This is a genomic window from Candidatus Methylacidiphilales bacterium, assembly GCA_033875315.1.
GTDB lineage: Bacteria > Verrucomicrobiota > Verrucomicrobiia > Methylacidiphilales > CAZTYG01 > JANRJG01.
The window spans coordinates 1-19,701 of record JANRJG010000021.1 but is presented as its reverse complement, the minus strand read 5'-3'; the positions used below and the strand labels follow the sequence as shown (position 1 = coordinate 19,701).

The 19,701-nt window shown below is 63.6% G+C and carries 19 protein-coding genes; 4 read left to right on the top strand and 15 right to left on the bottom strand.

Translation table 11 applies throughout. The features are described 5' to 3' along the window. Positions 1–190: hypothetical protein (locus SFU85_07055; protein MDX6766532.1), on the bottom strand; the 190-nt coding region annotated here is incomplete at its 3' end. Positions 191–215: 25 nt separating this feature from the next. Here SFU85_07055 and SFU85_07050 point away from each other — a divergent pair. Next, on the top strand, positions 216–668 hold the full coding sequence (locus SFU85_07050; GenBank protein MDX6766531.1) for a hypothetical protein: 453 nt from the start codon (positions 216–218) through the stop codon (positions 666–668). 105 nt (positions 669–773) lie between these two features. Here the strand turns inward: SFU85_07050 and SFU85_07045 are convergent, their stop codons facing one another. Beyond that, positions 774–1,625, bottom strand: coding sequence for a helix-turn-helix domain-containing protein (locus tag SFU85_07045; protein MDX6766530.1), 852 nt, complete (start codon positions 1,623–1,625; stop codon positions 774–776). Positions 1,626–1,812: 187 nt separating this feature from the next. On the opposite strand from SFU85_07045, the gene SFU85_07040 reads away from it, so the two are divergent. Beyond that, positions 1,813–2,922, top strand: a complete 1,110-nt coding sequence (locus SFU85_07040) for a fatty acid desaturase (protein MDX6766529.1) — start codon at positions 1,813–1,815, stop codon at positions 2,920–2,922. Positions 2,923–3,110: 188 nt separating this feature from the next. Here SFU85_07040 and thiS read toward each other — a convergent pair whose 3' ends face one another. The 4 genes from thiS to xylB all read right to left on the bottom strand — a co-directional run bounded on the left by thiS (position 3,111) and on the right by xylB (position 6,945). After that, on the bottom strand, positions 3,111–3,329 hold the full coding sequence (thiS, locus tag SFU85_07035; GenBank protein MDX6766528.1) for a sulfur carrier protein ThiS: 219 nt from the start codon (positions 3,327–3,329) through the stop codon (positions 3,111–3,113). A 2-nt stretch (positions 3,330–3,331) separates the two neighbouring features. Then, on the bottom strand, positions 3,332–4,456 hold the full coding sequence (gene thiH / locus SFU85_07030) for a 2-iminoacetate synthase ThiH (protein MDX6766527.1): 1,125 nt from the start codon (positions 4,454–4,456) through the stop codon (positions 3,332–3,334). An 86-nt stretch (positions 4,457–4,542) separates the two neighbouring features. After that, positions 4,543–5,340 carry a thiazole synthase gene (locus tag SFU85_07025; protein MDX6766526.1) on the bottom strand — a complete coding sequence of 266 codons (798 nt, stop codon included), beginning with the start codon at positions 5,338–5,340 and terminating at the stop codon, positions 4,543–4,545. Between the two features lie 81 nt (positions 5,341–5,421). Continuing rightward, positions 5,422–6,945 (bottom strand): xylulokinase, encoded by a 1,524-nt coding sequence (gene xylB / locus SFU85_07020; GenBank protein MDX6766525.1) that lies wholly within the window; start codon positions 6,943–6,945, stop codon positions 5,422–5,424. 96 nt (positions 6,946–7,041) lie between these two features. On the opposite strand from xylB, the gene mnmE reads away from it, so the two are divergent. Next, complete coding sequence (gene mnmE, locus SFU85_07015) at positions 7,042–8,376, top strand: tRNA uridine-5-carboxymethylaminomethyl(34) synthesis GTPase MnmE (protein ID MDX6766524.1); 1,335 nt, start codon at positions 7,042–7,044, stop codon at positions 8,374–8,376. A 4-nt stretch (positions 8,377–8,380) separates the two neighbouring features. Further along, positions 8,381–9,373 carry a quinone-dependent dihydroorotate dehydrogenase gene (locus tag SFU85_07010; protein MDX6766523.1) on the top strand — a complete coding sequence of 331 codons (993 nt, stop codon included), beginning with the start codon at positions 8,381–8,383 and terminating at the stop codon, positions 9,371–9,373. 403 nt (positions 9,374–9,776) lie between these two features. Here SFU85_07010 and SFU85_07005 read toward each other — a convergent pair whose 3' ends face one another. Genes SFU85_07005 through lnt form a run of 9 tightly spaced genes read right to left on the bottom strand, consistent with a single transcriptional unit; the run spans position 9,777 to position 19,265 of the window. Next, complete coding sequence (locus tag SFU85_07005; protein ID MDX6766522.1) at positions 9,777–10,151, bottom strand: tetratricopeptide repeat protein; 375 nt, start codon at positions 10,149–10,151, stop codon at positions 9,777–9,779. An 18-nt stretch (positions 10,152–10,169) separates the two neighbouring features. After that, on the bottom strand, positions 10,170–10,973 hold the full coding sequence (locus SFU85_07000) for an ABC transporter permease (protein ID MDX6766521.1): 804 nt from the start codon (positions 10,971–10,973) through the stop codon (positions 10,170–10,172). After that, the gene (locus tag SFU85_06995; GenBank protein MDX6766520.1) at positions 10,970–11,908 is read right to left on the bottom strand and encodes an ATP-binding cassette domain-containing protein; all 939 of its coding nucleotides are present in this window, start codon (positions 11,906–11,908) and stop codon (positions 10,970–10,972) included. Before SFU85_06995 ends, SFU85_07000 begins: the two co-directional genes overlap by 4 nt. 10 nt (positions 11,909–11,918) lie before the next feature. Next, complete coding sequence (gene hemA / locus SFU85_06990) at positions 11,919–13,004, bottom strand: glutamyl-tRNA reductase (protein ID MDX6766519.1); 1,086 nt, start codon at positions 13,002–13,004, stop codon at positions 11,919–11,921. A 46-nt stretch (positions 13,005–13,050) separates the two neighbouring features. Beyond that, on the bottom strand, positions 13,051–14,397 hold the full coding sequence (gene hemG / locus SFU85_06985; GenBank protein MDX6766518.1) for a protoporphyrinogen oxidase: 1,347 nt from the start codon (positions 14,395–14,397) through the stop codon (positions 13,051–13,053). Further along, positions 14,394–15,428, bottom strand: coding sequence for a uroporphyrinogen decarboxylase (hemE, locus tag SFU85_06980; GenBank protein MDX6766517.1), 1,035 nt, complete (start codon positions 15,426–15,428; stop codon positions 14,394–14,396). Before hemE ends, hemG begins: the two co-directional genes overlap by 4 nt. Then, positions 15,425–16,354: an oxygen-dependent coproporphyrinogen oxidase gene (gene hemF, locus SFU85_06975; GenBank protein ID MDX6766516.1), complete on the bottom strand. Its 930-nt coding sequence runs from the start codon at positions 16,352–16,354 to the stop codon at positions 15,425–15,427. Before hemF ends, hemE begins: the two co-directional genes overlap by 4 nt. A gap of 58 nt (positions 16,355–16,412) precedes the next feature. After that, on the bottom strand, positions 16,413–17,633 hold the full coding sequence (locus SFU85_06970; protein ID MDX6766515.1) for a hypothetical protein: 1,221 nt from the start codon (positions 17,631–17,633) through the stop codon (positions 16,413–16,415). 9 nt (positions 17,634–17,642) lie between these two features. Next, a complete protein-coding gene (lnt, locus tag SFU85_06965) occupies positions 17,643–19,265 on the bottom strand; it encodes an apolipoprotein N-acyltransferase (protein MDX6766514.1) in 1,623 nt (540 codons plus the stop codon). Positions 19,266–19,701 lie beyond the last annotated feature (436 nt).

The window sequence follows — 19,701 nt, the reverse complement described above, 5'->3', positions numbered from 1 at the left end:
TATGGACATCCAAGCCCACATGGCGGATAATGGGTTTAAGGGTGGTGGACGGGACATCATTCAAGGGTGTTTTCATCGACCCCTTTGTGGCTCTGTTCTCTCCGGAGTTCAACCCACGTTTAGCGCCCGCCACCACCCCCTCTTTTTGCGCTAGTCGCTTGCCTTTTTGCACTCGCTTTACCGCTAACATGCAGCCATCATGACTCGCAAGAAATATGACCTTCGATGACACGTTCGCTCAATGGCTCGACACATCGTTGTCATTGTCGCCTCCTGATCAAGTGAATGGATTCAGTTTCAACCTCACCAATATCCAAGGAGATCGTTTTGCAATCGAGCTGATTGGGGCATCAAGATTCGACGAGCAAGATCCCGACTGGGCTTGTGATGAGCTATGGCAGGCAACTCCAAGACAGATAGAGATCCCTGCTGGCGCATTGGGAACCAACTGGACTGACGTCTTGGAAGGCTCGAAGCAATTGATTGCTCGCTACCTGAATTCCGGAAAGCAGAATAATATCCTCAAGGCTGCGGAAGGAATTGCCGTAGGATTTGTGGATGGCGATTTAATTGTCGCGCATGGGGTCAACGCCGGACTCTTGACGGCGTCTTGTGGGGTTGGCCTTTTCGGCGTGACCGTTTTTACGGTTGACCCTCGAAATCAATAGCCGGAATTACACGCCTGACTCAGGGATGCGTTTCTTGCCGCATGGCTGATCCGGCCTCTGCTCCCCAACCGATCCGCTCAAGCTTGATGACGGCCTGTATGCCGCTTACGAACGGTCCGACCTCACGGGCACGCCGCGTCTCCGTCTCAGGTCCCGCGGTGAATAACGGGTTGCCTTTTTGACGACGCGTGAAAGGTGGAAGGGGTCGGCAAAGCCGCTCTGCGCAGCGATCTCGGCCAGGGTCAGGTCGGTTTGTTGAAGCAGCCGGATCGCGTGATCCGTGCGGGCACGCCAGAGGGCCTCGGAGGGACTTGCGAAGCCTGCCGCCCGGAATAACTGCCGCAGGCGCGAAGCAGACAGCCCGCTGCGGGAGGCGAGCTGGGCCGCACTGGTGATCGACGCCGCCTCGCTCCGCAGCAGATCGAGTGCCCGAATCACCGCGGGATGCAGCGGCTGAGGCGCCCGCCGATGCGCCTCGCCATCCCCCGCATAATGAAGCAAACACGCACGTCCGATGTGCTGCGCGGCCGCTTGAAACAAGTCACCGGCCTGTGGCACCGCGAGCGCCAACTCGATCAGCGCATGCACGCCCGCGGAAACGGGAAAGACACCGGAGAGCTCGTTGAGCAGCTTGCGCTCCGGCCGACTCAGCGCAGCGGGCATCACCTGGCACGCTGTATGCACGGTGCGTTGATCAACCGCGAAGCGGTAGGTGGCGGTCAGGCCGGGCCGTGTCAGGGTGGCCTCCCCTGCCGAGACCTTGCGCACGTGATCGGCGATTTCGAGGCGAAGCGAGCCTTCGATCACGACCACCAGGATATAAGAGTCGTGAAAATGCGGACCGTAAACGCCCCCCGGCGGATACACGGCGCGGACAAAGCGGCTGATCTTGTCCGAACGATGGGTGACGTGAGTCGGCGGCCGCCCCTGCAGAAAGTGCGTTTGGTTCCTGGACATGAGCACTCCTGGTGGAAATCGTCCGGCTGTGGAAGGTTGGGTCAGGTTCCTCTGCGTGCCTCTGATCGCAGGATGATCGACGGACCGTGTTGGCCTGTCAAGAATTCCGGGGAAAAGCAAGCGCTGGGGATATGTTTTTGAGCGGCGCGGTCATGGCGATCTTCTGTATTTGTGATCATTCTGAAGCATGAATTTTTCGGCACCCCTCCATGAGGAAATCCCCGTCAAATGGTATCGCTGCGAGGTCGATCGCGCGGTCATGCGAAAGCTGATGGAGCGCAGTGATGGGAGGGGACTTGTCCAGGCGGTCGGCCACCTCGCGCTGTTCTTCGCCACCATGGCGGCCGCTTACGCGGTGTTCCTGCACATCACGATCGCGAATTGGTTTTGGACCGTTCCGCTGCTGCTTGTCTTCACCTTCTGCCACGGCACGGTGGCCTCATTCATGGGCGGCGTCGCCTGCCACGAATTGTGTCACAAGACGATGTTTCGGAGCCAAAAGCTGAACGAGGTCCTCCTCCACATCTTTGCCTTCCTGAGCTGGTTCAATCCCGTCACCTACCGCCTCAGTCATGTCCGGCATCACCAGGTCACCGCGCACCAGGGCCTCGACGGCGAGATCATCCTCCCGCAGAAGCTGGACTGGAGTGAACTCGAGCCCGATGAGGTCGCCCTCCCCCAACGGCTCGATGGGGCATTCCTTCGCTTCCTCGTCCTCAATTTCTGCCCACTTCCCCACCCCGGAGCCATCCTTTCGCGCTTCCGGCTCTACGTCCGCTATGCCAAGGACGATTTGGACGGCCTCGGGCTCTTCGCCGGAGGCGTGTGGTGGATGCAAACCGTCCTGCCCGCCGACAAACCCGAAGCCCGGCGTCGCAACGCCCGCTGGGCCCGCATCATCGTCATTGGCCACCTGCTTCTCGCCGCCATTCTCATAGCCACCGGCCATTGGTTCCTTGCGCTCCTCTTCGCCGGCCACGGCACCTATGCCGGGTGGCTTGGAAATCTCACCGGACTTCCCCAGCACCTGGGCATGGAACCCGACGTGCCCGACTTCCGCCGTTGCTGCCGCACCTACACGTGCAACTCCCTCGTCGGCTTTTTATATTGGAACATGCAGTATCATGTAGAGCACCACATGTTTCCGGCTGTTCCCTGCTACAATCTCCCGGCCCTCCGCGCCGCGATTCGGGACGACGTCCCGCCAGCACCGCATGGTCTCCTCGCCACTTGGAAGGAAATCATTCCCCGCCTCCGCGAAATCGACCGCGAACGCATCGCCCCCGCCGCAACCTGACGACACCCTTCCACCGTCTTTTTTGCCTCATCAAGCGTGGGGTCAGTGGGGTTAATGCCGCAATAGCACGCCTTTCTCAGGGATGCGGCGTAATGGCGATGATCGAGAATGCGCCTGGGGTCGTGCCCATGAGGTCAGCCCTTGAAAATTGAATCACCCTGACGCCAACTTTCCGGGGACGAATAGGATCACCCCCCGGCGACGACGCGGAGGATTTCCAGGCGGTCGCCGTGGGCCAGTTTCACCCCCGGCCACTCATGCCTGTGCAGGGCGCGTCCGTTGTACTCGATCAGCACCATCCTCGGGGCCAGTTGCAATTCATCGATCAACGAGACCAGGTCCCGGTCGTCGCTGACTTGGCGCGCCCGACCGTTGACGAAGACCACGACTTTCTGTGCGTCCGGCATCTTCAGGCCGCCTGCTCTTGGTGGGCCAGGGCTCGGTCCCAGTCTTTCCAAACCGGGTCCAAACCCAGGGACCGGAGCTTCTCGGCAATCTCCCCCGCCGAGCGGTCATCGGAAATGGCGAATTGTTCGGTGGCGTATTCGCCCTCGGTGCCGATCAAGGGGACGATTTTCCCGCGTTCGGTCCGATGAAGGGCCTCGCGTCCGGCGCCGGTGTATCCGCCGGGTTCGGTGCGTGCCCCTGCGCTCATGAGGGTGATCCCCAATGGCATGAGGCCGTCGCGCAGGCGGGCGGGCTCGCGGGTGGACAAAACCAAGCCGACCTGCGGGAAGGTCAGTCGCAAGGCCAGCATCAAGCGGGTGAAGTCGCGGTCGGACACGGGATGGGTGGGCTCGAATTCCCCCGCCGCCGGACGGAGACGGGGCAGCGAAACGGTGACCGAGGCACGCCAGCAGTGGCGCAGCAGGTAGTCACAGTGGGCGGCCAGGGCCAGCGCTTCCGCGCGCCAATCGGCCAAGCCCAGCAGGGCCCCGATGCCGATGCGCCGGAAGCCGGCCTGGTAGGCCCGCTCGGGACACTCCAGGCGCCAGTCGAAATTCTTTTTCGGCCCGGCGGTGTGCAGGGTGTCGTAAGTCGCACGGTCGTAGGTTTCCTGGTAAACCACCAGGCCCTCGGCCCCGGCGGCGACGACCGGGCGGTATTCCTCCGTTTCCATCGGTCCGACCTCGAGGGCGACAGAAGGGACGAAGGCGGAAAGGCGTCGTACACAGTCTTCCAAGTAGCCATTGCTGACGAACTTGGGGTGTTCGCCGGCAACCAGGAGGATGCTGCGGAAGCCCTCGGTGGCGAGGTAACGGGCCTCGGCCTCGACCTGGTCCACGCTCAGGGTGGTGCGGAAAATCGGGTTGTCGCGGGAGAAGCCGCAATACTTGCAGTTGTTGACACACTCGTTGGAGAGGTAGAGCGGGGCGAAGAGCCGCATGGTTTTGCCAAAATGACGGCGGGTGGTCTGGGCGGCCCGGGCGGCCAGGGCCTCGAGATCGTGCCCGGGTTCCAACAAGCGTTGGAAGGCCTGCAATCGCGGTGAGGCGATCCCGGGCAGGCGGTTGAATTCATCCACGAAGGACATGGGGGGATTTATGATTGAAGATTTATGATTGATGAATTTTGGAGCGAACCTTGAGTGGCATGCGCAAAAATTCTTTCATGATGCGGTCATGCATCGAGGAAACCGGTCAGCGGGCTGGTGGCCCGGGCGGTGCGCCCGGCGACGGGCAGACCCATCTCGAAGGCGGCCCGTCCGGCATCGACGGCCACGGCAAAGGCCCGGGCCATGCGGGCGGGATCGGACGCGATGGCGATGGCGGTGTTGATGAGCACGGCGTCGGCCCCCAGTTCCATGGCGGCAGCGGCATGTGAAGGAATCCCCAGTCCGGCGTCGATGACCACCGGGATGCCGGCCTGTTCGATGATGATCTCCAGCTGTCCTTTGGTATCCAGTCCTTTGTTGGTACCGATGGGGGCGGCCAGGGGCATGACGGTGGCCGTGCCGGCCTCCTCCAGCCGCTTGGCCAGGACGGGGTCGGCGTTGATGTAGGGCAGGACGGTGAAGCCCTCGCCGACGAGGATTTCCGCCGCCTTGAGGGTTTCGATGGGATCCGGGAGGAGGTAACGGGGGTCGGGATGGATTTCGAGTTTGATCCATTTGGGCAGACCGGCGGCCGCGGCCAGGCGGGCCAGCCGGACGGCTTCTTCGGCGTTCATGGCCCCGCTGGTGTTGGGGATGAGGAGGTATTTTTCCGGGTCGATGAAATCGAGAATATCGGCAAAGGGGTCCCCCTCCCCGGACAGGTCGGCGCGGCGGAGGGCGACGGTGACCATCTCCGTGCCCGAGGCGGCAAGCGCGTCGCTCATGGCCTGGGGGGAGGCGAACTTGCCCGTGCCCACCATGAGCCGGGAATGGAAGGTCCGGCCGGCGATGACGAGAGGTTGTTGGGCGAGTGGGGTGCTCATGGGATCAAGGTATAAACCTACCGCATGGGCGGGTGAATTCACGCGAATAATGTTGGCCCCTGGAAGCGGGCCGGGCGGGTGTCAACCGAGCTTGGCGTGGTCGTGGAAGACCGGAGCAAGGGCACGGGAGAAGCGGTTGTGCACTTCCTGGAGCGAGCGGTAGAGTTTGGTGTTGGCTTTGCGCGGCTGGCACCGGGTGGCGGGGTCAACTTTGACAAAGGCATCGGTGATCTGCTGGATGCGGACGCGCTCGCCTCGGTGGAGCATGAAGCTCCACTTGGCCTGGATGGCGGCTCCGCAGGCGGCTCCCTCGGAAGTGGTCAGGCCGGTCACTTCGGCGTCGAAGGTGTCGGCGAGGATCTGGCGCCAGAGGGGGTTCTTCGAGCCCCCGCCGGTGACGCGGATCTGCTTGGGGCGGAGGCCCAGGTCCTTGAGGCGGTCGAGGCCGTAATTGAGTCCAAGCGAGACGCCTTCCATGGTGGCCCGGGCCATGTGGGCGGGGGAGAAATTGTGCGACTTGAACCCGAAGTAGACCCCGCTGGCCAGGGGCAGGTTGGGCACGCGCTCGCCCTCGAAGTAGGGCAGCAACATCAGACCCTCGCTGCCCGCGGGGATTTTCCCGGCCTCGGTGGTCAGCTTGTCATTGTCCCAACGGAAGGCTTTCTTGACCAACTCGGTGGCCACGGTGACGTTCATCGTGCAAATCAGGGGCAGCCAACCGCCGGCGCTGTCGCAGAATGCCGCCACCTCGCCGCGGGGGTCGATGACCGGACGGGAGGAATACGCGTAAATGGTGCCGGAGGTGCCGAGGCTGGCCGTCACCACCCCGATCTTGGTGTTGCCGGTGCCAATGGCCCCCATCATGTTGTCGCCCCCGCCGGCGGAAACCAGGATGCCGGGCTCCAGACCGATGCGGGCGGCCACCGAGGCCAGAAGTTCTCCAGCAGGTTGCGAGGAGGTGGTGTCGATGGGCGGCAGTTTGGTGGCGAGGTCGGGGTCGATGGCATCGACGCAGCGGGCCTCCCAGTTGCGGGTGCGGGTGTTGAAGAGGCCGGTGCCGGATGCGTCCCCGGCTTCCATGCGCGCCTTGCCGGTGAGGTGGAAATTGAGGTAGTCGTGCGGGAGGAGGACGGTGGCCAGACGGGCGTAGTTCTTCGGCTCGGCCTGCTTCATCCAGAGGATCTTCGATGCGGTGAAGCCGACGGGGAGGCCGTTGCCGGTGAGGGTCAGGCAACTGTCCAGCCCGCCCAGCCGGCCGAGGATGGTTTCGGCCTCATCCAGCGTGCTGGTGTCGCACCAGAGTTTGGCCGGGCGGATGACCGTGCCTTTTTCATCAAGGGGGACAAAGCCGTGTTGCTGGCCGGAGATGCCGATGCCCTTGACCTCGGAAGGTTTGACCTTGGCGGCGGCCACGGCCTCGCGGATGGTTTTTTCCAGTGCGGCCACCCAGACCTTGGGATGTTGTTCCTTGGCCCCGCCCTTGAGATTGGGCAGAAGGCCGTAGGCGGCCGTGGCGGTGGATTTGATCTTGCCGGTGGCGCCGTCCATCACAACAGCCTTGGTTCCCTGGGTTCCGCTGTCGACGCCGATGAAGTATTGGCCCATCTAGATCATCATGCCTGCCGCGGTGACAAAATCGAGCGAAAAGCATGGCGAGGAATTCGCTTGGGCGCGGGCGGACGTGGTTTATCTTTTCCCGGAATGCCTGCAACGGACACCATCGTGGCCCTGGCCACCCCCCCGGGACGGAGCGCACTTGCCTTGATCCGTCTCAGCGGTCCCCAAGCGCTGGAACTGGCCGCCACCTTGGCCGCCCCCCGTCCCCTGCCCCCGCGACGGGCCGTCCATGCGGTGCTGAAGCTTGACGGCAAAATGCTCGACGATGCGGTGGTCACTTGCTGGCCGGGGCCCGGTTCCTACACCGGCGAGGACACCGCGGAAATCTGCTGTCATGGCAACCCGCTCATTGTCGAATCGTTGATGGAGGCCTGCTGCCGCCTGGGAGCCCGGGTGGCCCGGGGGGGCGAATTCACGGAGAGGGCCTTCCTCAACGGGCGCATGGACCTGACCCAGGCCGAAGCGGTGATGGACCTGATCCAGGCCGGGTCCGAACGCGCCCTCCGCGCCGCCCGCGCCCTCCAGGACGGGCATCTCGGAAAATCCGTGCGCGCCATGGTTGAAGAACTGCTGCAACTCCTGGCCCACCTGGAAGCCCACATCGACTTCCCAGAGGAGGACATCGATCCCCAAACCGGCGCGGCTTTTCTCCAAGGGATCGACAACTTGTCGGCGCACTTGGAGTCGCTGCTCGAAACGGCACCCGAGGGCCGCCACCTGCGGGAGGGATTCCAGGTTGTTCTCTGCGGCGCACCCAATGCGGGCAAATCCAGCCTTCTCAATGCCCTCCTCCAGCGCGACCGGGCCATCGTCAGCCCGGTGCCCGGCACCACCCGCGACACCATCGAAGAAACCATCACCCTGGGCGGGATGTGTGTGCGACTGGTCGATACGGCGGGATTGCGACCGGATGCCGATGCGGTCGAACAACTGGGCATCGCCCGCACCCATGAGGCCCTGGCCGCGGCCGATCTGGTGCTCCATTTGGTCGATCCGCTTGATCCACAGCCGCAGCCCCAAACGCAACTGCTGGAGGACACCGGCTCCGCCCCGGTCCTCCACCTCCGTTCCAAATGCGATCTGCACCCGGGCCCGCTGCCGGAGGAGTGGCTGGCGGTGTCCGCCAAAACCGGCCATGGGCTGGATGCATTGCGCCAGCGCATTGCAAGCCACCTGCGTATGGACGAAACCAGCGGCGGCCTGGATGCCCTGGCCATCAACAGCCGCCACGAGGCCCTCCTGGCCCGGGCACGCGACGCCCTCCTGGCCGCGCGCGAGGGGCAATCGACCGGGCGGCCGCCGGAACTGGTCAGCTCGGACCTGCGCCTGGCCCTGCAGTCCCTCTCGGAAATCACCGGCCGGGTGACCAACGAACACATCCTCGACCGCCTGTTCAAAAATTTCTGCATCGGAAAATAAGCCCATGTCCGCCTACACCTCCATCCTCCGCCCGTTCTTCTTCCAGTTCGACCCCGAGGCCGTGCACCACTTCAGCATGGCCCTGATGGGAAAAACGCCTCTGGCCCGGCTCATGGCGGGATTCCGTCCCGCCCCCTCGCGGCCACTGGAAGTGTTCGGCCTGAAATTCCGCAACCCCCTCGGTTTGGCGGCGGGGTTCGACAAGAACGCCCAGGCCCTGGCCGCCTTCCACGACCTCGGGTTCGGCTTCATGGAAGTCGGCACCATCACCCGGCACGGGCAGCCGGGCAATCCGCGCCCCCGCATCTTCCGCTGCCCGCGGGAACAGGGACTGGTCAACCGCATGGGTTTCCCCAATGACGGAGCCGACGTCCTCGCCGCCCGGCTGGCCGCATGGAAGCCACGGCCCGGTTTCCCCATCGGCATCAATCTGGGCAAATCCAAATCCACCCCGCTGGAAGAGGCCCCCGGGGATTATCGCTATTCCTTTGAAAGGCTCCATGCCTACGGCGATTTCTTCGTGGTCAACGTCAGTTCCCCCAACACCCCGGGCCTGCGCAACCTGCAGGCTCCGGACCAGTTGCGCCCCATCCTGCGCACCCTGCAGGAAGCCAATCAGGCCGCCCCGCAACGCAAGCCCCTCCTCCTGAAAATCGCCCCCGACCTCGCGCGGGAGGACATCGCCGCCATCCTGGCACTTGTGCTGGAAGAGAAACTGGACGGCATCGTGGCCACCAACACCACCCTCGACCACAGCAGTATCGCCCTGCGGGAAACCGGAGGTCTGAGCGGGCGTCCCCTCACCGCGAAGAGCACGGAGATCATCCGCTTCATCCACCGGGAAACGTCCGGAAAACTCCCGATCATCGGGGTGGGCGGGATCTTCACCGCCGATGACGCCCGGGAAAAACTCGATGCCGGTGCGGTGCTGGTCCAGTCCTACACCGGATTCATCTACCAGGGGCCCGCGTTTGCCTGGCAGGTATTAAAGAGTTAGTTTGTCCATTTGACATCCTACCCTACTGAGCAACCAAAATGGCCAACGGGAGGGCGAGGCTCCCGCCGAGCCGTTTGGGGGTCTTTCATCCAAGGGCGGCTCAGCCCCGCACGCCTGCGGGGGAGCCTGGAGCTTCGCCCTCCCGAAATGCGAATGCCCGTATGCCTGGAGCAATTCCGATCTGCGTTCATTCAATCATTGGTTGGGCCGCAGTCCCCGTCGCCCTACAACTAACAATCTAGGCCTCCGATGAAATGGGAAGGGCACTAGGGCGCTTTGCGTTTAACGAGCAGTGGTTTCAACTCGTTTCTCTTACTCGCTCTCGTGCACGTTCTCTCCCATTCAGAGAGCACGAGAATGAGAATGAGTACGAGAACGAGCGGCAGATTAAATGCAAAATGCTCTAGGTATTGGCCGGAGGTTGCAGCGACGGACCCTCAACGGGCTTCATCTTCGAAACCTTGCCGCCCCAGGAAAGGATGCGGGCCTTGGCCCCGGCGTCCTCGGCCTCCTGGATTTGCCCGTTCCGTCCGTAGGCCAGGGAAAGACTGCTCCAGGCCATCTGGTCGTCTGGGTGGAGCGTGACGGCAGTTTTCAAGGCCTCGACCGCTTCGGGTGCCCGGTTCAATTTGACCAGGGCCATGCCCAATGCCTGCCAGCCCTCGAAGAAAGCGGGATCGTGCACGGTGGATTGGCGATACCATTCCACCGCCTGTTCAAGCTCGCCCAGGGCGAGTGCGCTGTTTCCTTCGTCCAGCAGTTCCTCGGAGTTTGGCATGGGGCATGGCCGCTGGGACTAATGGCCCGGTCGCTTGAGCGTGATGGCGAAACAACCGGCAAAGAGGACCAAGCCGGTGACCACGGTGACGAGGTAGCAGAATCCCTCGGGGGGGAGGCCGGCCAGCCAGGGCGAGCCCGGCGGATAGAATCCATAACGCAGGGCCGCCAGTCCGTAGGTGAGCGGATTGAGTTTCATCATCCAGTAGACCAGGCCCTGGGCGCTGTCCTGGCTGAAGAGGGTGCCGCTGAGCAGCCAGAGGGGGAGGAGGAAGATATTCATGATGGCGTGGAAGCCCGCCGTGGAGTCGAGCGGCCACGCGATGAGGTAACCCAGCGCGGTCAGGGACATGGAAAGCAGCACGATGACGAGGAGGATTTTAGCGAAACCGGGAAGCGAGGGACTGTAACCGGCCCATTTGACCACCACCAGCATCAACCCGGCCTGGAGGGTGGCCAGGGCGGCTCCGCCCAATACCTTGCCGAGGACGATGCTGGCCCGCGACACCGGGGCCACCAGCACGCTTTGCAGGAAGCCCTCGCGCCGGTCCTCGATGATGGAGATGGTGGAGAAAATCGCGGTGAAGAGGACGATCATGACCAACATCCCGGGATAGTAGTATTCCAAGTAGGAAATCTGTCCCGGGAGCGAATCGGCGCGGAAGGAATTGCCCACACCGAAGCCGAGCAGGAGCCAGAAAACCACCGGCGTGGCCAGGGCCCCGATGACGCGGTTTTTTTGGCGCAGGAAGCGGACGATTTCCCTTTGCAAAAGGGTGATGCTGGCCAGGGCGTTGCAGCGTAGCGGTTGCGTGGTGCTCATGATTTCTCCTTGCCGGCCCAGGTGCGGCCCACCTTGGCCTGGTAAACATCGGCCAGGGTCGGACGGGCCAGGTTGACGGACTCGGCCGCGGCACCGATTTCCCGGATGATGCGCGCGGCTTCATCCTCGGCCCCCGTAGGCAGACGGACCACGACTTCGCGGGCCTGGACTTCCACCGTATGGGTGGTGAGGGATTTGACCCGCACGGCCAGCTCTTGAAGATTGCCACCGGAGAGCCGGAGGATGCGGCCGCTGAGCGATTCGCGCAGGGCCTGGGGCGCGCCTTCGGCGATGATCCTGCCTTCATCGAGCAGGACAATGCGGTCGCAGCGTTCCGCTTCCTCCAACAGGTGGGTCGTCATGAGCAGGGTCAATCCGTCCTCGCGTCGCATTTGCTCGTAATACTCCCACAATTCCATGCGGATGCCGGGATCGAGACCGGTGCTGGGCTCGTCCATGAGGAGGATCTGCGGGCGGTGGAGCAAGGCCTTGGCGATTTCCACCCGGCGCTGGAGACCGCCGGACAGGTCCTGGACGAAGGATTGCTTGCGCTCGGTCAGTCCGAAACGCGCGAGAAGGGCGTCGATGCGCGACTCGAGTTCGCCGCCGCCGAGTCCGTAGAGGTGGCCCTGGTGGCGGAGGTTTTCCGCGACCTTCAATTTTTTGTCGAGTGCCGGGTGCTGGAAGACACAGCCTATTCGGGCGCGGATGGCATCGAGGGGGCCACGGTAGGAATCATCGCCGAGATGGATCTCGCCTTCCTGTGGGGCACGCAAGGTGGTCAGCAGTTTGAAGAGGGTGGTCTTGCCGCCGCCGTTCGGTCCGAGGAAGCCGAAGATTTCCCCGGCGTTCACCCCGAGGGAAAATTCACGCAGGGCCACGCGTTCGCCGTAGCGATAGGTGAGATTCTGGATATGCAGCAAGGGGTTGGCCATGGGGATGGATTCAGGAGTTGGAGCGGGCGGTCTTTCGGTTGCGGGAAACACGGACGGGTTCGTCACGGTGGAGAATGTCGTTCTTGTAGAAGAGTTGCACCAACTTTTCCGCCCTCGGCTCGAGAATTTCCAGGGCCCGGGTGCGTTCCTTCAGGCGGTCGGAAAGATTCTCCGAGGCCACTTGTTTGAGGTCGTCGACATTGAGCAGGCAAACCCCCGGGATTTGGGCCACGGCGGGATCCACATCACGGGGCACGGCCAGATCCATGATCAAGAGGGGCTGGCGGACAAAACGCGAAGCAAAGACGGCCAGATCCCCCCGCTCAAGGACGGCGTGGGGGGCGGAAGTCGAGCAAATGAGGATGTCCATGGAGCAAAGGCGGCCTTTCCATGCTTCCCACGGGATGAAGCTGGCCTGGTAGGCCTCGGAAAGCGACAACCCGCGTTCGGCGCGCCGGTTGGTGCAGAACAACGAGCGCACCCCGGCACCGTAAAGGGCCTCGGTGACTTTTTCCCCGGTGTCGCCGGCTCCGAGCACCAGGACGTGTTTGCCCTTGAGCGAGCCGAGGATGCGGATGGCGGCCTGGACAGAAACCGAAGCCACCGAGATATGGCCCCGGCCCACCGCACTGGCGGTGCGAACGGCCTTGGCGGCGTTGAAGGCGGTTTGGAAGAGGCGGTTGAGCACGGGGCCGCTCGATCCGGTCCGCTTGGCCATGAGATAGGCTTCCTTGGCCTGGCCGAAGATTTCCGTTTCACCGATGACCATCGATTGCAGACCGCTGCAGACTTCGAAGAGGTGGCGGATGGCCTCCTCGTTTCGGTGGATGTATCCCTTGTCCAAGCCGGTGTCGCGGATTTCCAGGAAGTCCTTCAGGCTGTCCTTGAGTTCGGCCACCGCCTGCCTGGTGGTCATGCGGGTGGCGAGGTAGAATTCCACCCGGTTGCAGGTGGAGAGGATGACCATCTCGGCAAAGGACCGGTGGACGCCGAAGAATCGCAGGGTGGATTCGAGCGAATCGCCGCCGAGCGACAAGCGCTCCCGTGCCTCGACGGAGTTGGCGTGGTGGTCGACCCCGATGCAAATCAGATTCATGGACGGAGCATTCCAATGTGCCCCGGGAGACAGGCGCCCGCAAGCATCAAGATGCGGCCATCACCCGTTCCGCCAATTGGAAGGAGGAGGCCACGCAATCGGACACCGACACCCCACCGCGCAGGTTGCCGCCAAGGAACAGTCCCGGATGCGCGGCTTCCAAGCGGTCGAGGGCGTCCAGCCGGGTCTGATGGCCGACCTCATATTGCGGGATGGCCGGATTCCAGAGATGGTGGTGGACCATGTCTGGGCCGCCATCGATGCCCAGCCATCGGCACACGGCGCCCCAGGCCGCGGCTTGTGCCGACGGCTCCGACCCCGCATCGGGGAGGCACCACTCGGGATGCCGCACCCCGCCCTGGAAGACGGTCAGCAACACCCTGCCCTCCGGAGCCCGCCCGGCAAAGATGCTGGAGGAAAAGAGAATGCCCAGAATGGGCTGTTCTTCCGCCGAAGGGGCAAGCACCCCGAATCCATCGAGGGGATGACGGACCCGTCGCCGCTCGACGCCAAAATGCCAAACCCTCACACTCGAATGAGGATAACTCTCCAGGGCCCGCGGGGCTTCACCGGGGAATCCCTCCCGCAACAGAGGAACGAGAGAACGTGGCGGGAGGGTGCTGACGAGGGCATCGTGCGGCCCCTCCCCGTTGACCCGCCAGCCCGGACCGGAGGACGCGATTCCATTCGCGGCCTCGCGACGCCACGACGACGCCAATTCCGCCGCCAGTCGAGCGGGCAGTGCGGACAGTCCTTGCCGGAACGACAACATGCGTGCCCGGACGCGCGGACCGGGGGCTTTCCGGCCGCGCAGCGCCCCCTTGAGCAGCGAACCCTGCTCCCGTTCCCATGCCCATAACTTCGGAAAACCAAAACGCGCGGAAAGACGAACCGGGTCGCCCGCATAAATCCCGGAGATGAAGGGATCGATCAAGCGCTCCACGGCCTCGACCCCCAGACGGCGGCTGAAAAAAGCCGCCACCGACTCATCCCCGGCGGTTCCGGGTTCGCGGAAGGGCTCGGAGAGCAGGCGGACTTTACCCGGGACACCCAGCAGCGGTGAGGTCAGGAATGAAAGCGGGCCGGAGGGAGCGGCCACCGGACCACCGCCGTGGTAGATGAACCGCTTCCGGGCCTGCGGCAGGGGGGATAGAACTTCGCCCCTTAATCCACAACCCTCGATCAACTCCGCCAGAGCCCCGCCCTTTTCCAAAACCGTGTTCGGGCCGAGTTCCAGCAGGTACCCCTCGTGGCGGAGCGTGCGAATGACCCCACCGGGCTCGGGCGAGGGATCGTAAACCGTCACCTCCGCCCCCAACTGTCGCAGTTTCCATGCCGCGGCCAGTCCGCTGATGCCGGCCCCGAGGATGGCCACCCGCTTGGCTTTTTTCATGAGGAAGATGCTCCAGCCACGGCATCAATGACTGCGGCCACCGTTTCCACCCTCGCCTGCGGGGTGATGCCATGGCCGAGGTTGAAGATGTGGGCCCCACGTTCCCGGGTCGAGGCCAGCAAAACCCGGGTGGCGGAAACCGCGGCCTGTGGATCACCGGTTAGCAACAGCGGATCCAAATTGCCCTGCACCGCCATACCCACGGGCAGGGTGGCCTGGATCGCCGCCAGATCGGCCCCCGTGTCCAGACTCAATACTTGGGCTCCCGTGCCGGCCACCTGCAAGGCCCGGTGGGATTGACCCCGGCCAAAGACAATCGCCGGAACACGCCCCTGAAGCCTAACGACAAGTTGACGCATCCATTTGAGGGTGGCCTCCTCCAGCATGGCGTCGTCGCACAATCCCCCCCAACTGTCGAAAATCTGGACCGCATCCACCCCGGCCTCGACCTGCATGAGGAGGTAGTCGCCGCACACGCTGGTGATTTTTTCCATCAACCGATCGAAGCGAGCGCGGTCGTGGTGGAACAGCGACCGGATGCGGGCCCCCTCGCCCGGACTTCCGCCTTCGACCATGTAGGTGGCCAGGGTCCAGGGAGAACCGCAAAATCCGAGCAGCGCCTTGTCAGGTCCCAGGGCTTGGCGCACCAACCGGAGGGCCGCGGGAACATACTGCAAACGCGCGGCCGCCCCGACCCCGGCCAGCGAATCGAATTGGTCGGGGCGCTCCAGGATGTAATCCATCGCGATGCCTCCCGTGTCCTTGAAGTGATAGGGCTGCCCCATGGCCTCGGGGACGACCAGGATGTCGGAAAAGATGATGGCGGCATCGAGCGGGAAGCGCCGCATGGGTTGGAGGGTGACATCGGCCGCCAGATCCGGCGTCCGCACCATTTCAAGAAAGCTGTACCGTTCCTTGAGCGCGCGGTATTCGGGGAGGTAACGACCGGCCTGCCGCATCAACCAGACCGGCGCACGGTCGGGCCTCCCCCCCCGCGCGGCGGTCAGGAATCGTTCGCGCGACGTGCTCATGCTTCCTCCAACCATTCCCTCGGCCTCAGGTAGTCGGCCAGGGCGGCTTCCGCACTGCCCGCCGCGTCCTCATGGCCGTATTCCCAACGGACGAGCGGAGGCAGGGACATCAGGATCGACTCGGTGCGCCCGCCACTTTGCAGGCCGAAGAGCGTACCGCGGTCGTAAACCAGGTTGAACTCCACATAGCGGCCCCGGCGGTACAACTGGAACTCTCGTTCGCGCCCGCCGTGCGGACGTCCCGCATTTTTTTCCACAATCGGAAGATAGGCCGGGAGGTAATGGTCGCCCACGCTGCGCATCAGTGCGAAGCAGCGTTCGAAATCCCAGCAGTTCCAGTCGTCGAAGAACAGCCCACCCACCCCGCGGGTTTCGTTCCGGTGCCTGAGGAAGAAATAGTCGTCGCATTGTTTTTTCAACCGGGGATAAATCTCCGGACCGAAAGGCTGGCAGGCCGCACGGGCCGTCCGGTGCCAGTGTCGGACATCTTCAATGACCGGGTAGTAAGGTGTGAGGTCGAAGCCGCCGCCGAACCACCAAACGGAATCGCCGTTCTCCGCCGTGGTGCTGAGGAAGCGCACATTGGCGTGCGAGGTCGGCACGTGGGGATTGCGCGGGTGGATGACGAGGGAAACCCCCATGGCTTCGAAGGGACGCCCCGCCAGACCAGGCCTGTGGGCGCTGGCGGAGGAGGGAAGCGCCCCGCCGCGCACATGGGAAAATGCCACCCCGGCCTTCTCGAAGACCCCGCCCCCGGCCAATACGCGTGTGTCACCTCCCCCTCCCCCGCCCTCTGTGCGCTCCCAGGTGTCACGGCGGAAGCGGGCCCCATTACCGCCTTCCAGCTTCTCGAAGGCCTCACAGATGCGGTCCTGCAGGCCCATCAAGTAGGCCTTCACATCGGCGGCGCGGGAGGAATCGGTCACCCCACCATCAGACCGGACCGGGGGGACAGAGGCAACCAAAACCCGAGCCGTCCCGTCTTCAGTCATCCGATTCCGTCTCCAGGTCGGGAATGTGGGTGAAGGCGATCCGCATCGGCGCGGACCTGAGAGCTTCGATTGAACCGCCCAAAAAAACGCTGTTCCGCCCGAACTTGAGGTTGATCTCGTCCATCAGGTGGCTGAGTTTGCGGTGGTTTTCCTCCGTTTCGAAAAGCGACGGGGTGACGAGCTGTTTTTCCGTCAGGCGGAGCAGTGTGATGCCGACAGCAAGCGGATTTTTTCCCACGGGACGCCGTTCCCACAGCGCGGCCAGCACCCGGATGAATTGCAGGGTGTCCTGGGTTTCGTTGAAACGCATGTCGCTGCCCCAACGGGTTCGGTCGCCGTACTTCACCGAAAGATGCATCGCCCCGGCGTGGCAGTCCATCTTGCGCAGGCGCACCGCCGCCTTCTGGGTCAGGCGGTGGAGCACGGCGTAGGCATCGGGCTCGTTGCGCTCCTGGGGCGGGAGGACATGCGAGTGGCCCACGGTGGCATGGTGCGTGGGTGGCTCGTAGACCATCAACCCGCGCAGTTTCCCATACATGCGTTCGCCCTCGATCCCGCCCCAGACCACGCGCAACTTGTGGACATCGGCCTCCAACAATTGGCGCATGGTGCGGATGCCGTGGCGGTGCAGGCGCGCTTCCATTTGCTCGCCGATCCCGCACAGATCGCGCAACTCCAGCCCGTAGAGGCGCCCGGGCAGGTCGGCCAGATCGAGCAACACCAGCCCGTCGGGCTTCTGCATGTCCGAGGCGGTCTTGGCCAAAAACGGATTGGGCGCCACCCCGATGGAACAACGCAGGCAATGGCCCACCTGGTCGCGGATCGCGTCCTTGATCCGCCGGGCGATTTCCCGGACTTTTGCCGGGTCGCGCCAGTTGGTTGGCAGGGAACAGACCATCTCATCGATCGACCAGACATCGTCGACGTGGATGCAGGATTCGACTGCGGCGACCAGGCGGTGGTGGTATTCGACGTAGGTTTCATGCCGGGCCTCGACCAGGCGGATGCCGGGACACATTTTTTTGGCATCGCCCACGCGGGTGCCCGTCTTGACCCCGAAGGCCTTGGCCTCGTAGCTGGCGGCGATGCAACAGGTGGAATCGGCCATCATCGGCACCACACCCACGGGAAAGCCGCGCAAGGTCGGATCGACCTGTTGTTCGACCGAAGCAAAGTAGGAATTGAAATCGACGACCAGGCTGCGCAGCGCCATGGGAATACTTTACCCCCGGGCGGGCCGCTGGCCAGCGTCGCGGCGACGGCGTTCGAGCGGACTGCGGATCCAGGCGCGGATGCCCGCGGCGGCCACGATCCAGAGGGAAAGCCAGCCGGGCCAATCCCCCCAGCGGGCGTAAAACGTCTGCCGGATCGCGGGCAACGGCACCTGCATGCGCATCGTTCCCGACACCTGGACCCGGCCGGTCTGCGGGTCGCGCAGCACCCCGCGCAACACCCCACGTTCATCGATCCAGCCCGTCACCCCATTGTTGGCGACCCGGATCATCGGGCGGCGGAACTCGATGCAACGAAAGCGGGCCTGTTGGAGGTGTTGCCAGGATTGCCAGGAACGCCCGAACCAGCCGTCGTTGGTGATGTTGATGAAGGCATGCGGGTTTCCCCCGAGAAAGCGACGGGCCACCCCGGGGAGACTGTCCTCGAAGCAAATGAGCGGGGCCAGGCGCCAGGTCAGCGCAAGGTCCAGGTTCCTGGCCTCCTTGCCAGCGGTGAAATCCGTGCCCAGCGGCACCCAGTGGCGCAAAAACGGGAAGATCCCGGCCAGGGGCACATATTCCCCCATCATGACCAGGTGCATCTTGTCGTAAGACTGGTAATAGGGTTCGTCCTGCTGGACCAGGACCGCCGAATTGGCGATTTCAAAGCCGCGCCGCAGAACGGTGCCATAAAGAAAAGCCGAGGCCCATTTCGGCACCGCCCGCTGCTGGAAAGACTGGAACTCCGGCAGGTCGTCGAGGGACCCGGGAATCGGGGTTTCCGGCCAAACAAGCAGATCGACGGGCGGGCTGCCTTCCAGCGCATTTTCCGTCAATTCCATACAACGGCGCAGTGCGGCGGCACCTTCCATCCCCTCGCCCCAGGGATCCTGCGGGATATCGGGTTGGACCGCCAAGACTTGAAGCGTGCCAAGGATGGGTGAACGCACGGTCAACCGCCCGCTGCCGAAGTAGACGGCCGCACCAATCAACGCCAACACAGCCATCAGCTCAAAATGGGGGCGCAGGGGCCGGGGACCGGTCGCACGCGCGTGGGATTCCTGGATGATGCGCAGGCCGGTGAGGGCGATGACCGTTCCGCCAAAAATGACCAGCCAGGAAATCAACCCGATCCCCCCCAACTCGGCGATCTGGGCAATCACCGGGTACTCGATCTGCGAGACACCGAGGGCATTCCAGGGAAAACCGGTACCAATCCAACCGCGCACCCATTCCAGTCCGGTGAATGCGCAGGCCGCAAAAAACGCGGCCAGAAGGGAAGAGTGGGCGTTGAGGGCAGCCGGCAGTCGACCTGTCACGCAGGCCAGCACCGGCAACCAAAGCACGAGAAACACCGTGCAAAAAAGCACCACAGCGAACCAGCCCGCCACCGACACCTCCGTAAGCCAGAAGAGCGAAGGCCCATAAAAGCCCAGCCCGGCCAGCGCACCACAGCCCGCCGCCTCCCACAGACGGAGCGGGCGCAGGAAGTAACAGGCCACGACCATCGGCATTGGAAAGACCCAGGCCAGGGCGGGCTGGGAAGCCGGGGCGAAGGCCAGATAGGCGCAGAGCCCCGAGAGCAAAGCGGTGGAGACCAAGATCGAGAGACGAGCGTGCGGGAACCCTTTCATGGCAGGAGTCGGCCATTCTACCCAAAGTCCCGGCTTGGCCAACGTTCTTGTTTGCACTCGGCTATCGTCTCTTCGGTAAAAGAACAACCCGCCATCAGTCCCGCAGCGACTGACCTGCATTCCGCCAATCCGGGCGAGTGCGAGAACGAGGGGCCGATGAAACCGCAAGTAGGCTAGAAGTCATCTCAAAAATAGGACAGGCCCGCGCTGGAGGTCAAAAAGCTGTCCGGCGAGGCGCGAGGAGAGCGAAGGTATGAAATATACCTTTAACCGACGAGCAACGAAGCGGGGCAGCTTTCTGGCTCCAGCCCTGAGGGTTGCGGCGGCACCGACCCGCTCCCTTCGTCGTCACTTCCTCACGTATATACTTCATATATGCTCGGTCGTTCCTCCTCGGGTTCGGGCCGGTGGCACTCGCAACGCGGACTTGCCCTAT